An 18531-nucleotide genomic window follows, 5' to 3' on the forward strand; every position below is an offset into this window, starting at 1 on the left:
CTTGCCCTCCTTTGTTGAAGCCGCGGAGGGCCATTATTCGTTTCTCAACTGGACGGGGTTCCTGGTATGATCGGCGGATGGCCGGGAATCAGCCGGATAAGGTGGAGACCCCTGCGGTTTCCAGCGAGGCTGGAGAGGCTGCCGGCACTGAGAAGGGGAAGGACTTTGAGAAAGTCAGCCAGGCCCTGGTGGCGCTGGCTGAATCATCGGCCCAGCCGCTTCCGCCCGACGCCGCTCTGCCCGACCGCTATGTCGTGCGGCGCAGCGAGGAGGAAGCCTCCCTCAGTTGCCTGGAGGCTCCCAATATCGTGGTGCACGTGGAAAGGGGGATGTGCGTCTCCTCCGCCACGGCCCGAAAATCGCCCCCCGGCACCATCTACCTGGACGGCGCCGCCAAGGACGCTCCCTTCCTCGACACCGAACGGCAGGTCTACAACCTCGACCACCACGAAGGCGTGGTCCGCTCCTTTACCCTTTCCACCTGCGAACAGGCCTACATCCTGCTGCGCAAAGGACTCAACCTGCGCGACCGCGAATGGAACATCTACGCCAACGAGCCCGACATCGACACCATCCTGGCCGTCTGGGTGCTTCTCAACCATCGCCGCCTGGTGGACGAAGACGCCGTCGACGTGCGGGCGAAGATCCTGCCCCTGCTGCGGCTGGAGGGGATCATCGACGTCCACGGGCTGGAAATGCAGGAGCTGGTCTGCTTTTCCGAGGACCTGCACGAGCAGGTGAGCGCCTGGCTGGGCGAGCTGATCAAGGACGAGACCGAGTACAAGCGGGCCGGACGCTGGAGCGAAATCAGCTTTCCCGAGTACACCGCAGAGATGCTCAGCCGCATCGACGCACTGGTCTACCAGCCCTGGCACTTCGACGGATTCGAGGTCATCGACGAGATCGCCCGGGTGGAGATCACCGAGAGCCAAATCGCCGTCATCTGCCGCTCCGACGCCGGAATCTACGACGTTGAAAAGCAACTCTCGGCGTTGCACGAAAAGCGCCTGGGCCTGATCGTACTGCAGAAGGACGAGCGCACCTACACGCTGCGCCTGGTCGACCTCTTCATGCCCGTCAACCTGCGCCGCGTCTACGCCCAGTTGAACCTCATCGATCCGGCCGCCGGACACGGCGAAGCCAACCGCTGGGGAGGGTCCGCCGACATCGGCGGATCGCCGCGGGCCACCGGAACCGACCTCTCCCCCGCCGAGATCGCCGAAGGCATTTTAAGAGCCTTCCATAAGCCCACCTGGGGACAGGTCTTCTCCACCGCCTTCATCTCGGTGGTCACCCCCGTCATCGCCCTGCTGACCGCATGGGCGGCGGGCGAATTCACGGGACAGGGACCCGAGACCTTCACGGTGGGATTCCTGCTCTCGGGAATGCTCTTGCTGCTGCTTTTCGCCAAGCAATACCCGCGCATCTACGGATTCCAGATGCCGCTGGGACGGGATTGGCTGCTGCTGGCTCCGGCGGCTTTGGCCGGCGGACTGCTGGGCGGCGTGTGGGTGCCTCAGGGCGTAGTGGGAGAGGCGGCTCTGCCCGAAGCCTGGCCCCTCCGCCTGCTGCTGGCGCTGGGACTGCCGCTGGCCGCCGAATTCGTCTTCCGCGGACTGGTCCACGGACTCTGGTTCGAAGAGGTGCAAGGGCAGCGCTGGGGCGGACGCTGGTTCCTTTCCATCTCGGTCGTGGCCAGCACCATCCTCTACCTGGCCGCCACCTTCCTGCCTTTTCTGCCGGTCGAGGACGCCCAAGGCCACTTCTGGCCCCAGGGATACCTGCCGGCGGGATGGGTGTCCACCGTCCTGCTGGGGCTGGGCGCCGTGATCTTCGGCATCGCCTCAGGAATGGCCCGCGAGCGCTCCGAGAGCATCGTCCCGCCCATCCTCTTCCACTGGCTGTTGGTGGGACTCTACTTCCTCTACTGGTCCTTCTTGGGCTAGCCAGGCTAGTGCTGCCGGTTCTAAGCCAGGGCCCTCCGCTTCTGTCCCTGACCAGGGACAGATTCGCCGCGCTTTGATTGCCGCGGGCTCCCACCAGGCGTGCCACCCCCGGCCCCTTGAGGCAGGTTGCTTTCTGGAAGGTGGGCGGCCCTCCCCCGGACTCCTCCTGCAAGATCGACAGCCGGCGGTACGGTTGGTGTGTGGAAAGGATGGTCGGCGGGTGGGAGGCGCATCCTTGCGGCGATCCCCACCGGAGTTTCAAGCGACCGCTGTGCTGACTCCTCTATTGGCTCACTCGACCTTGAGCAGAGGACTGCTGCCGAGCAGGTCGTGATAGGGATTGTAGACGACCACGCGCAGCGTCAGATCATCGGCTGACGCAGGGACTTCGATGGGCTTCTCGAAGCCCAGGCCTTCGCGGCTGATCTTGGCGTAGACCTCGGGACGGAGATCCAGGTCGATCTTGTCCCAGCGGGACCACATATTTTGCTCTCCGTCCTTCGAGGCGGGGTCAGAGGGAGCGAAGAAGAAATAGCCGATGGCCAGTTCGCTCTGGTGCTTGCCTTGAGCAAGCGTGTAGACGACTTCCTGAGGCACGATGTAAAGGCGCACCCTCACGCGGCTCATGAGATCAGACGACTCCTCGATGCGGGCTTCGACCTCGAAAGGAATGTCGGTGATAGGCGCAGGATAGCGGGCCGCCGCCTGAGTCCGCCTGCGAGTCAACTGGTGATCGAGTTCATCCGGGCTGGGGGGAGGAAAAGCATAGTAACCGGCTCGGTGCTTCAACTGCAGGTCCCGCTCCTTGACCTTGACGCTGATCTTACGGAATTCTCCCTCGAATTCAACATCGGCGGGGATGTACCCCAACAGGTAGGTTGCCGAGATCTGGTCGCCGATCTTCTCCAGGGCTTTCTCAGGGCGGACGCTGATGAAGGCCTTGCCTCCGGTGCCGTCGGAGAGTTCATGCAGGGTATTGAGCGAGTTGATGTCGTCCACCTGGGAGCCGAAAACCTTCAGCAACCTGGCGGGACCGCCGGGGCCGAGCAGCTCTTCTGCTGAAAGGCCTCCGGTCAAAGTTAGGTCGAAGAAGTCGAAATTCTGACCGAATCCTCCGGTTTGAATGGAGAAGAGTCGGACGTTGGCATCCGAAGCCCTGCGGATGAAAGTTCCGTCTTTGTTGGTCGGAATGTCGAGTCCGCCTGAATTCAGAAAGAGGATCATCTTCTCGCCGCTGACGTAGCGCAGGTACTCGATAGCGGCAGAGAGCCCGCAGATCGATAGTCGGGCTGTACCGCGCTCGATCGCCGTCGCTCTGAAAGTGCGTCCGCTTGACGCATCTCTCTCAGCCGCATCCAAAGGGCTGCGTGGAACAGGAGAGGTTTCGTTGCCCACCAGTTGCAGCTCGCCGACGGGCGCGTCGTCCAGGTAAGGCTCCGGCCATGCCTGTCTAAGGTAGTCGAGCAAACGCTCTTCATCCTGCCGCAAAACATCCGCCAGATCGATGTCGGGGAGAATCCTGCGGGTTGTTCCCAGTCCTTCCACCGTGAACAGCTTGTCGACATCATCCTGAATGTTGGGCGGCAAAGAGCACACGGACTGGTAGCGGGCCAAGGCCAGAGCCATGGATTCGGACCGCTGCATGTTTTCGAGTTTTGCCTCGATCCCGCGAGCCTTCTCGTAGTAGCTGTTGAGAAATTCGAGGACGGGCCCCTTGTTCCTGAGCAGGCGCGAGATGCGGTTGTAAGAAACGACCGCTACCTGGTCCTGTGGACCCAACCGGCCGCGGACGAAGTTGGCCAATTCCTCGGTAGCGCCGAAGAGATGGTCGCCCCGTCCCAGCACGATCACCAGGGAAAGCTGGTCGGAGCTGGGCGGTTCCGGCGCCGTCGCGCCCTCTATCACCTCCGCCGGCTGGACCTCTTGCGGAGGCGAGTCCGCCGAGCGGCCCAAGCCCGTGTTCGAAGGAGGAGAAAAGTGGTGGATCGGCTGGGGAACGCCGTTCTCGAGGATCTCGAAGTCCTGGGGTCCGAGTCCGGTCACGGGGTTCCCCTCCTTGTCCACCACTTGGACGCTGATGGGCACCAGGTTGACCTCAACGCGGATGACTTCGTCGTTTTCGGCCCTCCGGGTCTGCTGGCGCTGGTCTTGGTTCTGAGCTTGAATCGACGCGCAGGCCGAAATCCACAGCAAAGCTGCGACGACGGCTAAGGGAGCAACGCGCCGACACGCGAGAAGGGGGGAATGCATGTCGAAAGTCTCTCCTAAAAAGGGCCGGTCGTTCGAGCAGACCCCGATGGGCGACCGTCTGCCCTACTGTATAGGATGACGAAGCCCCGTTGCGGGTTCGAAAATCGGATGTCTTTTCGAGAATCAGCCTTCTATGACGCCGCCGCCCAAACACTCCTGACCGTCGTAGAGGATGCCGAATTGTCCGGGAGCGATGCCGGGGTCTTGCTGGGCCATGCGGACGCTCCATCGCCCCCCCTCCAGCGGACGCACCCGGCAGTCGACCAGCTTGGGCCCGTGGCGGACCTTGATGCGCAGCTTCTCGCGCCGGGGAGGCCCGACGATCCAGTTGAGGCGCGCCAAGACCAGGTCGCGGCGCGAGCGGCGCTGGTAGACCTCGGCGTGGGAAACCATCACGGCGTTGCGCTGGGGATCCTTGCCCACCACGTACCAGGGACCGCCTCCCAGTCCCAGCCCCTGGCGCTGCCCGATGGTGTAAAACCAGTAGCCGGCGTGGCGCCCCAGTTCCTCCCCGCTCTCGGCATCGACGATGGGTCCTTCCTTCTCGCCCAGGTGAAAGCGCACGAAATCGCAGTACTTGATCTTGCCCAGAAAACAGATGCCCTGGCTGTCGCGCCGGCCCTGGTTGGGGAGGCCGTAACGGCGGGCCAGCTCGCGCACCTGACTCTTGCGCAGGTGTCCGATGGGAAAGAGGGCCCTGCTGAGCTGCTCTTGAGTGAGGTGGGAAAGGAAATAGGTCTGGTCCTTGACGGGGTCGGGAGCCCGCAGCAGGCGCACCAACCCGTCCCCCTCGCCGGCGCCGTTGGAACGCTCGATCTGGGCGTAGTGCCCGGAAGCCACCCGCTCGAACTTGTCGTCGATCAGCTCGTAAAAGCGCCCGAACTTGATCCAGCGGTTGCAGAAGATGTCGGGAGAAGGCGTGCGTCCGGCCTTCAGCTCTGAAATGGCGAACTCCACCACGCTGCCGCGGTACTCGCGCTGCAAAGGAAGCACCTGCAAAGGGACGTCCAGTTGACGGCACACCTCGCCCAGGTATTCGAGGTCGGTCTGCCAGGGACAGTCTCCCAGGAAGGCCGCCTCGTCCTCGAGCCAGATCTTCAAGTAGAAGGCGGTCAGCTCGTGTCCCTGCTCTTTGAGCAGCCGCAGGGCCAGCGAACTGTCCACGCCCCCTGAGGCCAAGACCGCTATCTTCATGGCTCTTCCAGTGTATCGAATCGCCGCGCGCTCGCGCTGAGAGGACAGGGGAAGTGCGAAGAGTGCGAAGTTCGAATGCGGCTTGCGTCGGGAGGGGAGAGCGAAGTACATTGCCGGTCATGATGCGCAATCTTCGTTTCTACGTGCTCTCCTCCATACTTCTGTGTTTGCTGGTCGCCCCGGCTGCGGCCCAGAAGCGGCCCGTCACCATCGACGACTATTTCGACCTCAAGGACGTGGGGAGTCCCCGCATCAGTCCTGACGGCGAATGGGTGGCCTATACCGTGCGCACCACCGACCTCAAGAAAGACAAGTCGGAGACCGCCATATGGATGATGCCCTATGGCGGAGGCGAGGCCATCCGCATGACCGCCAAGGGCAATTCGGCTTCTCAGCCCCGCTGGTCGCCGGACGGCAAATACCTCTCCTTCCTGGCCTCTCGAGGCGAAAAAGCCAAGACCCAGGTGTGGACGCTCAACCGCATGGGAGGCGAAGCCCAGCAGTTGACCGAGGTCAAGGAGGGCGTGGGGAGTCACGAGTGGTCGCCCGACGGCAAGCGCCTGCTGCTCTCCATCCGCGACCCTGAAGACAAAGACGGGGACGACGAAGAGGACGGCGAAGATAGCGACGACGAGGGCGGTGATGACGGCGAAGACGAAGACGGCAACGGCGGCTCCGACAAAGACAAGCCCAAGCCCTGGGTCATCGACCGCCTGCAATTCAAGCGCGACTACGCCGGCTATCTGGACCGGCGCCGCAGCCACTACTACGTCTTCGAGGTGGAGAGCAAGGAACTGCGCCAGATCACCTCGGGCGACTACGACGATGGAGGCGGCGCGTGGAGTCCCGACGGCAAGCTGGTGGCCTTCGTCTCCAACCGCACCGAAGAACCCGACGGCAACTCCAACAGCGATATCTGGATCGTGGCCGCCGACAACACCGACAAGGGCAAGACCCTCAAGCGGATCACCGACAATCCCGGTTCCGACGGCTCTCCCTCCTGGAGTCCCGACGGCGAGTGGATCGCCTACAACACCACCCTGGAACCCGACATCATCTGGTACGCTACCGGCCACCTGGCGGTGGCCCCCGTTGAGGGAGGCGAGCCGCGCATCCTCACCCGTGAGCTCGACCGCAACTGCTACAATCCCACCTTCGCGCCCGACGGCTCGGGACTCTACTGCCAGCTCGAAGACAGTGCCGAATGGCACCTGGCCAGATTCGACCCGCAAACTGGAGCGATGAGCCGTCCCGTGGAAGGCCCTCACGAACTGGGTTCGCTGCACATCAACCGCCAGGGACGCATGGCCATGATAATCAGCAAGCCGGCCCTGCCCGGCGAGGTCTTCCTGCACGACGCCGAGGGGACGCGCCAGCTCACCCAGGCCAACGCCGAACTGCTCGACAAGCTGCAACTGAGCGAACCCCGCAACGTCACCTTCAACAGCGCCGACGGCACCGAGATCGAAGGCTTCGTTTACCCTCCCATCGGATTCGACGAAACGCTGCGCTACCCCACCTTGCTGCGCATCCACGGCGGCCCCGTGGCCCAGTACGACTTCGGATTCAGCTTCGAATCCCAGCTCTTCGCCGCCCACGGATACCTGGTGGTGCAATGCAATCCGCGCGGGTCGTCCGGCTATGGACAGGACTTCTCCTACGCCATCTGGCGCGACTGGGGCAACAAGGACTTCCAGGACGTGATGGCCGCCGTCGACTACGCCATCGAGCAGGGCTGGGCCGATCCCGAGCGGCTGGGCGTGGGCGGATGGTCCTACGGCGGCATTCTCACCAACTACGTCATCACCCAGACCGACCGCTTCGAAGCCGCCATCACGGGGGCCAGCGAGGTGCTCTACATCTCCAACTACGGCCACGACCACTATCAGCTCCAGTGGGAAAAGGAGCTGGGCTTGCCCTGGGAGGACCGTGAAGCCTGGGAGCGCATCTCGCCTTTCAACAAGGTCACCGAGATCACCACGCCCACCCTGATCATGGGCGGCGAAAAAGACTGGAACGTGCCCATCCTCAACTCCGAGCAGCTCTACCAGGCCCTCAAGCGCCTGGGACGCACCACCCAGTTGGTGGTCTATCCCGGCCAGCACCACGGCATCCGCCTGCCCACCTTCGTCAAAGACCGCTGGCAACGCTACCTCGACTGGTACGACAAGTACGTCAAAGGAGAATAGCCCGCCCCATGAGCCCGGGGTTCCAGGGAGATCGGGCGGCGTGACGCTGGACGAAGTGGCTCAGCGCGGACCTGCCTTCCCCGACTTCAGCGGGCCTTGACGGCGTAGAGGTGGTTTTCGCCGCGGATGTAGACGGTGCCGTCGGCGATGGCCAGGGAAGCCCAAACCGCTTCGCCGATTTCATTGCTGGAAACCACCTCGAAATCCCGGCCGGCCGTGAAGACGTGGGTGCGCCCGTCGATGGTGGTGGCGAGGATCTTGCCGTCGGCGGCCACCAGTGAAGAGGCGACGCGGCCTTCCTGGGGCAGGCGTTCCTGATAGACGACCTCTCCATCGGCGGCGGCGAGGGCGGTGATCTGTCCCCGGTCGTTGATGAGGTAGAAGAGGCCCTGGTAGTAGATGGGCGAGGGGACGTAGGCGGCCCCTTTGTCGTATTTCCAGGCGACGCGGGGGTCTTGGCCCTCCTCGGTCTGCTCGCCGGCCTCCCCCAGGCGGACGGCCAACACCCGCTTGGCGGCCGACCCGGCCGAGACGAAGACCAGCTCGCCGTCGCTGACGGGCGAAGGAATGGCATTGCTCTCCACGCCCTCGGTGCGCCACAGCTCGCTTCCGTCCTCAGGGTTGTAGGAAACGACATGCTCGGAACCCGACACCACCAGTTGAGCGCCCGCCGCAGTGCTCTCTACCAGCAGGGGCGTGGCCCAGGTCACGCGGATGTCGCGGTCCACCCGCCACAGTTCCTTCCCGCTGCGCTTGTCCACGGCCACCAGGAAAGAATCCTTGCCGTCGAACTCCTGATCGCACACCAGCAGCAGCGTGTCCTTGTAGAGGACGGGAGAAGTCCCGGCCCCCATGCCCACCGTGCCGATGGTTCCAAGGTCGGTCTTCCACCTGAGGTTGCCCTGGAAATCATAGGCATAGAGCCCTTCCGCTCCGAAGTAGGCCCACACCGAATCTCCGTCGGTGACGGGGGTGGGCGAAGCGTAGCTGCCGGCTTCGTGGATGTAGTCGTAAACGGGTCCCTGGTAGGCGGTCTTTTCCCACAACACCTTGCCGCTTGAACGGTCCAGACAGAGAAGCTTCAGCGTCCAGGCGTGGTCGGCTCCGTCCCACTGCGGATGGACAAATTCTTCTCCGTTGAGCAGGTGCTTTGGGGGATTGGCATCTTCCAGTTTTTCGCCCCGCAAGGCCGTGGTGAGGAAGATCCGCTGGCCCCACACGATGGGCGAGGAGTGGCCCTTGCCCTCGATCGGCGTCTTCCAGAGGACGTTGTTTTCGGGCCCCCATTGCAGGGTCAGGCCGCTTTCGGAGGAGATGCCGCTGCCGTCCGCTCCCCGCCATCCCGGCCAGTGATTGTTCTCGGCTTGCAGGCAGGCCCAGGACAAGACCCAGGCTGCAACAAAGTAAGTTCCGTAGCGCGCTCTTCGCTCATTCATGTTCGATTGTCTCCGCGAGCAGTCCTTGCCGGATGGCGACCTATCGTCCTGATTCAGGGGGTGGATGGTTTTCAGACGTTAATGACCGTCCCGCGTTCCTTTTCTTGGGGCGGACTTGGGCTTCTCTCCGCTCGAGGACTTCCCCGGACGAATCTTGCTGAGTTTGCGGTAGAGGGTCCGCTCGCTGATTCCCAGGCGCTTGGCCAGCTCGCGGTTGTCTCCCGGGAAGTGTTCAGCGACCCGCCTCAAGTAGCGCTTCTCGGCCTCCGCCAGGGGCATGATGGTCTGTCCGTCCACCTGGGCTGGAGCCGGGGAAGGGGAGGCGTCTTCGGCTTCCCGGCATTTGCCGGGGAGGTGTGCGGGGAGGATGATTCCGCCCTCGGCCAGCAGGTAGGCCCTTTGCAGAATGTTGAGCAGTTCACGCACATTGCCCGGAAAGGCGTAGCGCCTGAGTGCCGCGAGCGTGCGGGGATGAAGCTGCAGCGGCTCGGGCGCTTGCAGGCGTCGGGCGATGCAATCGGCCAGCAGCGGTATGTCCTCCAGCCGCTCTCTGAGAGGTGGAAGGCGGATGGGGAAGACGCTGATGCGATAGTAAAGGTCCTTGCGAAAGGCTCCTTCGTCCACCAGCGCGCCCAGATCTCTTTGGGTGGCGCAGATCAGGCGGAAGTCGCTGCGCTGCCGGTCTGAGCCGCCCATGCGCCAGTAGCACCCGCTTTCAAGCAGTCGCAGCAGCTTGATTTGAAGCCGCGGCGCGATATCGCTGACGTCGTCGAGAAAAAGGGTGCCGCCGTGAGCCGCTTCAATCCACCCGCGACGCTCGCCCGTCAGCCAACTGGGAGATCCCCGCTCGCGCCCGAAGAGCTGACTTGCAAGCCGAGACTGCGGCAGCGAGGAGCAGTCGGCGGGCACGAAAGGCCCGTCATGGCGGGGACCGAGGCGATGGATGGTCTTGGCTACAAGCTTCTTGCCCGTTCCCGGCTCGCCCGCCAAAAGGACGACGATGTTGCGTCCCGCGACCTTCTCGATCAGATCGAGAAGGCGGGCGAAGGCGGGACCTCCTCCCACCAGGCGTTCTTCACCGGTTTCCAACTCGGCATCCGCTACCGGATGGATGCGCTCCAGGAAGGATCGCACGACACCGTCGTCATCTACCAGCGGACGCGTGATGACGTCCTCTCGATGCGGGCCCTGGGGCGTGTAGCGGACGTGCACTACCCGGCAGCTCTCGCCCGATTCCAGGCACTCGGCCAGGGGGCAGGGTTCTCCTGAGAGGGGACAGGGCGCGGCGTATCCGTGGAAGACCTCGTAGCAGAAGCGCCCCTTCACCGGGCCTCCCCCACCGAAGGTCCGCAGATAGGCATGGTTGGCGGCCAGGATCCGGTAATCCTCTCCCAGCACGGCGGCCGGGTCTTCCAGGCAGTCCAGGATCGTCGAAGGCTGCAGCTTCCGCGAAGAAGCCATCGGCACCTCCTTTCACGCTGAGAGAGCCTGCTCGAAAGCGCAGCGGCACACCTTCTTACTTACCTCGATGCAACTCTCAGGCCAGTGATCGAGGGTCGATCAGGGCGCCAGAAGGATCCATTTCGGGGCATAGCCCGCTCTTCAGCGCCATATGCCCGCTCAGGCCCGGTGGAGGCTGACCGGCGAGCGGCTGACGGCCAGGGCCGGCAAAATTGTCGAGATCAGAGCCGCCATCAGCAGCAGCACGGGGATGGTCAAGAAGGTGATGGGGTCGAGGGGAGAGAGTCCGGTCCAGAAGCCGCGCAGGGCGTGGGAAAGGGCTGAGGCTCCGGCCAGTCCCAGTACCAGCCCCGCCACCGCGGCGGTCAGCGACTGACGCAGAATCAGGGAGAGGACGTCACGAGGACGAGCCCCCAGGCTGATGCGGATGGCGAGCTCGCGGCGGCGTGCCGTGACCGACTGTGCAGCGGTCCCGTAGAGTCCCACGGCCACCAGCAGCAGTCCCAGCAGCCCCAGTCCTCCTGCCACCGCGGCCGCCAGGCGCTGGGGAAGAAGGGCCCTGTCCAGTTCGCGGGAAAGGGGCGTGATCTGGCGCAAGGGCAGGTCGGGCGCCAGCCCTTGCACGAGTTGGCCCAGGAGAGCCGGCGTCTCGCCGTCTGATCGCTGGGTGGCGGCCAGCAGGGCCATCTGTGTGCGCGGGTGCTGACTGAGCGGCAGGTAGAGGTAAGGCGAGGGCGGGGCGTCCAGCGAGCGCACCTTGCTGTCGGCGGCGATGCCGACGATGGTGATGCGCCGCTGCTCCTGTCCTTCCCGGTTGAGACGCAGGCTGCGCCCCAGCGCGTCGCCTCCCGGCCAGAAGCGCCGGGCGAAGGCCTCGCTGACCACCGCCACCGCCTGGCTCTGGGGTCCGTCCGAGTCGCGGAAGGACCGGCCCCGCAGAATGGGAATGGACAAGGTTGAGAAATAGTCCTCCGAGACGATGCTGTGTTCGATGGGCCAGTCCTGGCGCTGTGCCGGGGGGAGATGGCCTTCTATGATCAGGGGCGCGGGGTTGGAGAAGATGCGGGCGCCCATTCCCAGCGGCACGCGGTTGGTCAAGGTGGCCTTGCGAAAGTGGCCGCTGGCCACGGTTTGCTCTCGGATGCGCTGGATGAGTTGCGTGGCCTCTTCGCCGCGCACTCCCGCCAGCGATGGATTGAGGCCTACTTGCAGCACCCCTTGCGTCCTGAACCCGGGGTCGGCGGCCGAGGCCTCCTGGAGGGTTCGCAGAAAGAGTCCCGCGGTGATCAGCACCATCAGGCTGAAGGCGATCTGCAAGGAAACTGAAATCCGGTGCAGGCGCGAGCCGGCGGCGCTGCGCTGGTCGCCCCGGCGCAGGCTCTCGGCCAGGCGAAAGCGGTCGGCCCGCAGGGTGGGCAGGATTCCCAGCGCCAGCGTTGCCAAAACGGCCAATCCCAGGGTGAAGGCCCAGGTCGCCGGGCCCAGCTCGATGTGCAGCGAGAGGCTGGGATCGATCACCGAAAGGGCCGAAGGCACCTGGGCCACCGCCAGCCGCGCCAGCAGCATGCCCAGTCCTGCCGCCGAAAGGCCCAGCAGCAGAGCTTCGCAGCTTTGCAGCCTGAGCAGGCGGGTGCGGCGGGCTCCCAGCGCCAGGCGCAGAGCCAGTTCGGGACGCCTCTGCAGCAAGCGGGCCAGGTAGACGTTGGCCAAGTTGGCGCAAGCGATCGCCAACACCATCAGTCCGACCGCCAGCAGGAAGGAGAGGAAGAGCACCAGTCCGCTGCGGAAGTCCTCGTCGTGACCGGTCACGGAGGAGAGGCTGATCTCCAGTCCGCGGTTGATTTCGGGATGGCTCTCGCTCAAGCTGCGGGCCACCCGGCGCATGTCTTCTCGGGCCTGGGCAAGGGGGACGTCCGGGCGCAGACGCCCGATGGTCTCCACCCATCCGCCGCGCCGCTGCTCAAGCGGGGGCAGTCCTGCTATGGAGCCGTGGGAGGCGGGCAGGAAGACGTCGAAATTGAAGCCCACGAAGGTGCCCTGGAATCCCGGCGGACCGATGCCGATGATGCTGAAGGGACGGCTGTTGAGCAGCACGCTTTGGCCCAGGATGTCCTCGGAGGCTCCGAAACGGGTGGTCCACAGGCGGTGACTGATGACGGCCACCGGGGCCCGCCCCTGCTCGTCTTGCGGATTGATGAGGCGTCCTCTGAAGGGCTTCGAACCCAGCAGGGAAAAGTAGTTGCCGGTCACCAGTTGGGCAGGTACCACCTCGGGACGCTCTCCGCTTCGCAGGCTGAGGAAGAGTCCGTGGAAGCCGGCCAGGTCTTCGAGCGCACGGCTTTGGCTGCGCAGATCCTGGAAGTTGGGATAAGAAATCAATCCCGTAGTCTCGTTGCCGCTGGCCGACCAGTCCACGTTGACCAGGCGGTCCATCCGCTCCACTCCCGGCAGGGGACGCCAGAAGACGGCCTCGATCAGACTGAAGACGGTCACCGATGCCCCTGTTCCCAGCCCCAGCGAGAAGACCGCCGCCAGCGTAAACAACGGCCGGGCTGAGAGCCTGCGAAAGGCCAGTCTGAAGTCGGTGGCAAGCCCGTTGAGGTGCTGGGTCAGGGCCAGCCGCAGCATAGCTGTCAGTGCGGGCCACTGCAGGCGTGTGTTGTGCTCCTCTTCCTGGCGATGGTGGATTTCCTCTATTTCCTCTCCAAATTCCTCCCGGAAATCGCGCGGCAGCAACGTCATCAGGCGGCCGAACAGTCCATCTTTCTTCATGCCGGCCCTCCCTCGGCCACAGGCAGAAGCTGTTTGCCGCGGGCCAGCTTGACGGCCTCTTGCAGGCGCCGGGCTTCGGCTTGGGCGACCTGGCGGCCCTGCTCGGTGAGGCGGTAATACTTGCGCCGCCGGTCGTCCCAGCGCTGGGGAGGACGCTGCTCCGATTCGGCGATCCACTCCTGCTCCAAAAGGCGCTTGATGATCCCGTAGAGCGTCCCCGGAGACATGCTGACCCGCCCTTCGGTCAGATCTTCCACTTCTTTGAGAATGCCCCATCCATGCTTGTCGCCGTCAGCCAGCGCCGCCAGCAGGTAAAAGACGGGTTCGGTGAGGGGCAGGTGCCGGTCCATCCCTTTTTGCATCGTGTCCCGATATAGTACATCGGACTACGATGCATTGGCAAGAAAAATCCCCCGGCGCTGCTTCGGGGCTTTGCCTGGAGGCTATGTTGTGTTAGACGCCTGTGGTCAGTTTTCCGGCGATTCGGATGGCATCGTCCACGAAGCCGATGGCTTTGGTGATGTTCTGGGCGGTCTGCACGTTCTTCTTGATCTCTGCAACCGACTTCTTGAGGCCCTTGACGGCGTCTTGAAGGTCGCCTTGCAGTTTCTGGGCCTGGTCGAGCCAATCCTGCATCGACTTCTTCAGCAGCTCATCGATCTGATCCTGCAACTCGTCGCACTTCTGCTGCAGCTTTTCGGCCTCATCGTTCTTGCCCTTGAGGCGGAGCTGGAAGATGAGGTTTCCGGCGGTCTGTTTCTGCTCCAGCAGCAGCAGCACGGGCCGGGGCTTATCGCCGGACGGGGAGGCGTCGTTGGGAGGCATGATGGTTCCTTTCTTGCTCTGCAAGGGCTACTGGCTATCGTCCTTGGCTTGCTTAGAGAGGCGGTCGGCCACCTGTTGGGCGGCCTCTGCGCTTTGCTTGGCCTCGGTTGCGGTTTGACGAAGTTGCCGGGCGGCGTCGGCTAGCTGTTGGGCCGTTTTTTCGGCGGCCTCCGCGGCGGCCTGTTTCTGGCTGTCGTCGGGGCTGAGGTTGGCCTCGCCCCGCAACAACTCGGCTTGCTGTTGAGCCAATGCGGCCTTGGATTCGGCCGTGGAGGCCCGCGAGTCCGCCAGCGAGGCCCGGACCTGGGCTTGCTGGGCCAACTGCTGAGCCACAGTGGCCTGGTTTTCGCGCACTGAGCGGTCGTAGAGCTTCTCCAGCGATTGGGCCCGGTCGATGATGAGGCTGATGGCCTCCAGTCCTGACTTTGGGTTCTTGGCGGCCTCGATGAGCCCGTTGTGGCTGGCCGGGATGGCCGAGAAGGAATCGCGCAGCGACTTCAGGACCTCAAGTTGGGCAATGTGTTCCTCGTCAAGCTTGATCAATTGCTGCAAGGCCGAAGTGACCTGCGACGATCCGGCGCCTGCCTCCACGATCTTGTTGAGTTGATCTTGGGCCTTGGCGTCGTATTCGGTCCAAGCCAGATCGGCGGCGATTTTGGTGGCCTCCACCAGATGCCGGGCGTAGGCCTCGACCGTCGGCTGGTTCTCCCTCAGTCCGCGCACCAGGGCCTTTTTACGCTTCGATTCCAGGTACTGCTTGAAGATGGCGGTAGCGGCGGTGGAGATCAGTCCCACGCTGCGCGCGGCGCCGGAGCCGTCGCTTCCCGAGATGGCCGTGACGGCGCTGATGGCGCTGGAGTTGATGTCGCTGGCCAACTGATCGAATTGCTGGGGGGAAAGCAGATCGGGCGAAGCCAGTTGCAGGAGCGCTTTTCCATAGTCAGCCAGGACCCCGGTGGCGTCCACTACGCCCGTGTGGAAGCGTTTGGCCGTCAGGAACATGGGGGTGTTGTCGGTCTTGTAGGTAAAGGGATTGGAGGGATCGACGAGTAGCCTCAGGTCGGTGGCCTGTGAGGGGTCCTGGGTGGCCTCGGTCAGAAACCGGCTCTCGGCGTCCTCGGGGCCCACCTGAAGGGCCTGGTCGACCCCGCTTTGCAGCGCTTGGGTCGACTTGGCGAATTGCTCAAAGGGTCCGCTGCGCACCGATGCGCAGCCGGCCGAGAGCATGAGAAGAAGGCAGAAGGCGAGAAAGAGCAGGGCCTTTCCCGTCGGGTGCGTTGCGGGCTCTTGAGGCGTCACGGCAGCACTCCTGAGGATAAGATTCAGACGGTGATTCTGAATACGCGGGAAATAATGTTATCGAGAAGTATATTGCAGCTTTCTTAAGGCGTCAATATCTGTCGTGGACAGTTTACAACCGGCTTCCGGACTGTGGGGAGGGCTTCAAGAGGTGCAACGGGCTCCGTCTTCCTTGAGCAGGGCGGCCAGGGTTTCGAGGAAGAAGTCGACGTCATCCCGCATGACGCAAAGGGGCGGACGCAGCTTGAGGACGTTGTGCTCAGTGCCGTCGATTCCCGTCAGCACGCCGCATTCGCGAAGGCGGTCGGCTAGATACGAGGCCTGGGCGGCCCCGGGGGTGAGCTGGACGGGGTCGTCCACCAGCTCGATTCCCTGGAAGAGCCCCATTCCGCGCACGTCTCCCAGCACTGGAAAGTCCCTCTGCAGGCGGCCCAGGCCTTTCTGCAGGTGTTCTCCCAGGCGGCGGGCATGAGTCTGCAGGTTTTCGTCTTCGATGACGCTGAGAACCTCCTGGGCGATGGCGCAGGAGACGGTGTTTCCGCCGTAGGTGGAAAAGAATTCCATGCCGCTGTCGAAGGAGGCGGCGATTTGGGGGGTGGTGATCACGGCGGCCAGCGGATGTCCGGCGGCGATGGGCTTGCCCAGCGCCACGATGTCGGGGATCACGTCCTGGGTCTGGAAGCCCCAGAAGTGGGTCCCCACCCGCCCGAAGCCGACCTGGACTTCATCGGCGATGCACAGTCCGCCGGCGGCCCGTACCAGGCGGTAGGCCTCCTTGAGGTATCCCTGGGGCAGCACGATCTGGCCTCCGCAACTGGGGATCGATTCCATCATGAATCCGCACAAGCCTCGCCCCTCCCGGCGCAGACCTTGCAGGAGGGGTTTGAACAAGGCCGCGTAGCGTAGCCCCATCGCGGGGTCATCGCGGTCTCCGCGGTAGCTTCCCCGGAAGGTGTCGGGCAGGGGCACTTTGTGGACCCAATCGGGCAAGCCCCGTCCGCCAGGCCCTTCGGCCTTGTAGGGGCTGATGTCGATGAGGGTGGTGGTGTGTCCATGATAGGCGCCCTCGGAGACGATCAGGTCGCGGTGTCCGCTGTGGGCGCGGGCCAGGCGCAGGGCCAGCTCGGTGGCCTCGCTTCCCGATGCGGTGAAGTAGCAGACCTTGAGCGGGTCGGGGAAGGTGGCGGTGAGCCGCTCGGCGTAGCGGACGTTGGTTTCGTTGAGATAGCGGGTGTTGGTATTGAGAAGCTTCATCTGGCGCCTTCCCGCCTCCACCACCCGGGGATGGCAGTGTCCCACGTGGGGGACGTTGTTGTAGACGTCGAGATAACGCCGTCCCTGGGCGTCGTAGAGGTACTGGCCCGCTCCCCTGACGATATGCAGGGGACGGCTGTAGGCCAGGCTCAGGTTGGGTCCCAGGTGGGATCGGCGGCGTTTCAGCAAGTCCCGCCAGTCCGCTGGTTGGGAAGGCTCGAGGCCGGGGATGGCGAGGATGAGGTTGGGGTCGGGGCAGATCGACATCCAGGCCTCCCGCTGAGAAGGATAGGACAGGCCGTCGTTCCATGGGCGGGGGCGTGGGCGAAGGTCTTGACCGGCCCAGAGGTCCAGAAAGAGCTGCACTTGAATGCGGCCGGACGGTCCCACTTGACCGAGCCGACTCCCGCTCGCCACGGTTTCTCCGACCTGCCGCCGCGGCCTCTCCAGTCCCCGGTAGAGGGAGAAGAAACGGTCACCCGCCGGGCTGTGATGACTCAGGACGAGAGGGCCGTCGCTCTCTTCCAGGCGTCCCTCCAGGGGGGCTTGCACGGGTGTCGCGGGCGGGGCCAGGACGTCCAGGCCGAGGCGGACGGTAGGCCACTCACGTCCTTGCTCGGATTGGCGGGATGGGTGCTCCTCCAGGGCTGGACGCGCTTGGCCGTAGCCGCCTGCCCCCGCCCCCGTTTCGTCCCCGGCGACGCCCACGGCGGCGGCCATGCGCCAGTCCTGGGGACGGGGCTGCCAGGACTCGATCAGCGGACTGGCCACGCTCAGATCCAGCGGCTTAGCCGCGCGGACGTCGCAGCCGCCGCCCAGCAGCGGACTCATCTTGCCGGGCCGCGAGTCCAGCCACCCGGTAACGGCCTTGTGGCGCGGATGAGCAGGCAGTCCGCAGGCCGCCCGCAGCCGGCAGAGGATGACGGCCTCGTTGGCTTTGTGCAGGCGCTCCAGCACTTCCCAGGCAGGAGCTTGGCTGACGGTCAGGTAGGGGTTGTCGGGCTGGCTGCGCTGGGCCAGCGAGGAGTTGACCACGCTCACGCAGAGGCGCGTCATGACCAGGGGAAAAAGCACTTCGAGTTCTTCCTCCTGCAGGGGCAGGACGCTGTGATAGCCGGCCGCCACCTGGCAGGCGGCATGAATGGGATGGGGCTTGTCCAGGACGGCGTAAGCCAGGGCCACGGCCAGGTCGCCCACGGTGACGCTGCGCATGGCGTCGCCGAAGTCGATGAGGGCGCTGACCCGCGCCTCCATGCCGCTTCCCCGGACCAGCACGTTATAGTCGTTGGCGTCGCCATGAATGACGCTGTGACGCAAGCTCTCCAGACGGGGTTGGAGGTGGCGGAGAAAGCGCTCCAGACGATCCTCCACAAGCTGGCGCCGTTTTGCATCTGCGATGACCTCCAGGTGCTCGGCGATCCAGCCTGAACGCGCCAGGTCCCACTTCAGCCCGCGCTCCATGCCGGGGTGGGAGAAGCCGGCCAGAGCGCGGTCCGTGCCGGCCACGACTGCTCCCAGGCTGAAAAGCAGGTCATCGCGGTGGGGACGCACCTCGACCAGCAGGCGTCCCGGCAGGAAATCGAGCAGGCGCACCAGCCGCGGACGGCCCTGCCGGTCGGTTGTGCGGCCCCACGGACGCCCTTGGCGGGTAGAGTGGATCCGCTGCACTTCCAGGCCTTCGCCGTGGTCTTGCAGATGCTCCATGACGGCGCTCTGGAACTCGATGGCCTCGGGGTCCTCCTGGGGCGGCGAGATCTTGAGCAGGAGCTTTCCGCCTTGCTCGCCCCGCAGGCGGAAGTTGTCGTCCCTTTCCCCCGCCAAAGGCTCGGCGACGGCTTCGACTCCATAAAGATCCCCGGCCACCTCCCGGGCCCATCTCGAGCGCTCGTCCATGGCTGCATCATC

Annotated in this window: 11 protein-coding genes; 2 read left to right on the forward strand and 9 right to left on the reverse strand. The window is 64.4% G+C overall.

All coding sequences use genetic code 11. The annotated features are described in order from the left end of the window. Window positions 1-77 precede the first annotated feature (77 nt). The gene (locus tag VLU25_20020; protein ID HSR70227.1) at window positions 78-1946 is read left to right on the forward strand and encodes a CPBP family intramembrane glutamic endopeptidase; all 1869 of its coding nucleotides are present in this window, start codon (window positions 78-80) and stop codon (window positions 1944-1946) included. Window positions 1947-2237: 291 nt separating this feature from the next. On the opposite strand, the gene VLU25_20025 is transcribed toward VLU25_20020, so the two are convergent. Together VLU25_20025 and mnmA are read right to left on the reverse strand one after the other, a co-directional pair. Then, window positions 2238-4139 (reverse strand): VWA domain-containing protein, encoded by a 1902-nt coding sequence (locus tag VLU25_20025; protein ID HSR70228.1) that lies wholly within the window; start codon window positions 4137-4139, stop codon window positions 2238-2240. 180 nt (window positions 4140-4319) lie between these two features. Next, complete coding sequence (mnmA, locus tag VLU25_20030; protein HSR70229.1) at window positions 4320-5390, reverse strand: tRNA 2-thiouridine(34) synthase MnmA; 1071 nt, start codon at window positions 5388-5390, stop codon at window positions 4320-4322. Between the two features lie 119 nt (window positions 5391-5509). Here mnmA and VLU25_20035 point away from each other — a divergent pair, with 119 nt between their 5' ends. Then, window positions 5510-7579 (forward strand): S9 family peptidase, encoded by a 2070-nt coding sequence (locus VLU25_20035; GenBank protein ID HSR70230.1) that lies wholly within the window; start codon window positions 5510-5512, stop codon window positions 7577-7579. Between the two features lie 86 nt (window positions 7580-7665). Here VLU25_20035 and VLU25_20040 read toward each other — a convergent pair whose 3' ends face one another. From VLU25_20040 to VLU25_20070, 7 genes are all read right to left on the reverse strand, one after another. Further along, window positions 7666-9015, reverse strand: a complete 1350-nt coding sequence (locus VLU25_20040; protein ID HSR70231.1) for a PQQ-binding-like beta-propeller repeat protein — start codon at window positions 9013-9015, stop codon at window positions 7666-7668. A gap of 78 nt (window positions 9016-9093) precedes the next feature. Beyond that, window positions 9094-10476: a sigma 54-interacting transcriptional regulator gene (locus VLU25_20045; GenBank protein ID HSR70232.1), complete on the reverse strand. Its 1383-nt coding sequence runs from the start codon at window positions 10474-10476 to the stop codon at window positions 9094-9096. Window positions 10477-10635: 159 nt separating this feature from the next. After that, the gene (locus VLU25_20050) at window positions 10636-13248 is read right to left on the reverse strand and encodes an ADOP family duplicated permease (GenBank protein HSR70233.1); all 2613 of its coding nucleotides are present in this window, start codon (window positions 13246-13248) and stop codon (window positions 10636-10638) included. Continuing rightward, window positions 13245-13598, reverse strand: coding sequence for a PadR family transcriptional regulator (locus VLU25_20055; protein ID HSR70234.1), 354 nt, complete (start codon window positions 13596-13598; stop codon window positions 13245-13247). Before VLU25_20055 ends, VLU25_20050 begins: the two co-directional genes overlap by 4 nt. 103 nt (window positions 13599-13701) lie before the next feature. Further along, window positions 13702-14097, reverse strand: a complete 396-nt coding sequence (locus VLU25_20060; protein ID HSR70235.1) for a hypothetical protein — start codon at window positions 14095-14097, stop codon at window positions 13702-13704. A gap of 3 nt (window positions 14098-14100) precedes the next feature. Then, window positions 14101-15372: a hypothetical protein gene (locus VLU25_20065; protein HSR70236.1), complete on the reverse strand. Its 1272-nt coding sequence runs from the start codon at window positions 15370-15372 to the stop codon at window positions 14101-14103. A gap of 144 nt (window positions 15373-15516) precedes the next feature. Then, complete coding sequence (locus VLU25_20070; GenBank protein ID HSR70237.1) at window positions 15517-18519, reverse strand: aminotransferase class III-fold pyridoxal phosphate-dependent enzyme; 3003 nt, start codon at window positions 18517-18519, stop codon at window positions 15517-15519. Between the last annotated feature and the right edge of the window lie 12 nt (window positions 18520-18531).

It is taken from the genome of Acidobacteriota bacterium (genome assembly GCA_035471785.1).
Lineage (GTDB): Bacteria > Acidobacteriota > UBA6911 > RPQK01 > DATIPO01 > JANQFM01.